We start from the raw sequence: 1,519 nt of genomic DNA, 5'->3' as shown, positions 1-1,519 counted from the left end.
GGCTTCTTCGGCGCCAACTCGGCCCACCCGTTCGAGAACCCGAACGGTTTCACCAACTGGCTGGAGATCTTCCTGCTGCTGGTGATCTCGTTCTCGCTGCCGCGGACCTTCGGCAAGATGGTCGGCGACAACCGCCAGGGCTACGCGATCGTCTCGGTGATGGCGCTGTTCTGGACGGCCTCGGCCGTGCTGATGACCTTCTTCGAGACCCACCCGACCGGCCAGGCGCTCAAGGCGGCGGGCATGGCGATGGAGGGCAAGGAGCAGCGGTTCGGGCCGTGGGCCTCGGCGCTGTTCGCGTCCTCGACCACGCTGACCTCCACCGGTGCGGTGGACGCCGCGCACGATTCGCTCACTCCGGGTGGCGGCGGGGTGGCGATCTTCGACATGATGCTCGGTGAGATCGCGCCCGGCGGTACCGGTTCGGGCCTGTACGGCATGCTGATCCTGGCCATCGTGGCGGTCTTCGTCGCCGGTCTGATGGTCGGGCGCACTCCCGAGTACCTGGGCAAGAAGCTCGGTGGCCGGGAGATGAAGTTCGCCTCCCTCTACATCCTGACGACCCCGGCCATCGTGCTGATCGGCACCGGTGTGGCGATCGCGCTGGGCGGCGAGCGGGCGAACATGGGCAACGGCGGGGCGCACGGCTTCTCCGAGGTGCTGTACGCCTTCACGTCGGCGGGCAACAACAACGGTTCCGCGTTCGGCGGTTTGACCGTCGTCTCGCCCTGGTGGGACACCGCGCTGGGTCTGGCGATGGTGCTCGGCCGGTTCCTGCCGATCGTCTTCGTGCTGGCGCTGGCGGGTTCGCTCGCCAGGCAGCAGCCGGTCCCGGCGTCCGCCGGCACCCTGCCCACCCACAAGCCGCTCTTCGTCGGTCTGCTCTCGGGCGTCGTCTTGATCGTCGTCGGCCTCACCTACTTCCCGGCCCTGGCTCTGGGGCCGATCGCGGAAGGTCTGCACTGATGTCCACCACACTCACTCCCGCACCGGCCGATCAGGGGACGGCCCCCGCACCGCACAGAGCGTCCAGCGGCCTGCTGGACCCGAAGCTGATCGTCAAGTCGCTCCCCGACGCGGTGAAGAAGCTCGACCCCCGGGTGATGTTCAAGAACCCGGTGATGTTCGTGGTCGAGGTCGGCTCGGTGGTCACCACCGTGTCGGCGTGCGCCAACCCCTCGGTCTTCGCCTGGGCGATCACCATCTGGCTGTGGCTCACCACGATCTTCGCCAACCTGGCCGAGGCGGTGGCCGAGGGCCGCGGCAAGGCCCAGGCCGACACGCTGCGCAAGGCCAAGACCGAGTCGGTCGCCCGCCGCCTCGTCGACTGGCCCGCCTCGCAGGCCGAGGAGGAGGTTGCGGGTACCGCGCTGCAGTTGGGCGACCACGTGGTGGTCGAGGCCGGGCAGGTCATCCCCGGTGACGGCGACGTGGTCGAGGGTGTCGCCTCGGTCGACGAGTCGGCGATCACCGGTGAGTCCGCGCCGGTGATCCGCGAGTCGGGCGGTGACCGCTCGGC

At 69.3% G+C, this 1,519-nt stretch carries 1 protein-coding gene and 1 pseudogene; both read left to right on the top strand.

Annotated elements, in window-relative coordinates; all coding sequences use genetic code 11:
• The coding region (kdpA, locus tag P3T35_RS40310) for a potassium-transporting ATPase subunit KdpA (RefSeq protein WP_280709877.1) at positions 1-966 on the top strand (966 nt) is incomplete at its 5' end.
• Positions 966-1,519: pseudogene (locus P3T35_RS40305) on the top strand (potassium-transporting ATPase subunit B); the annotation flags it as partial. The gene kdpA and the pseudogene P3T35_RS40305, both read left to right, overlap by 1 nt.

The organism is Kitasatospora sp. GP30, assembly GCF_029892145.1.
Classification (GTDB): Bacteria; Actinomycetota; Actinomycetes; order Streptomycetales; family Streptomycetaceae; genus Kitasatospora; species Kitasatospora acidiphila.
Note: the sequence above shows the minus strand (reverse complement) of the source record. Positions and strands in the feature narration are given on the sequence as shown.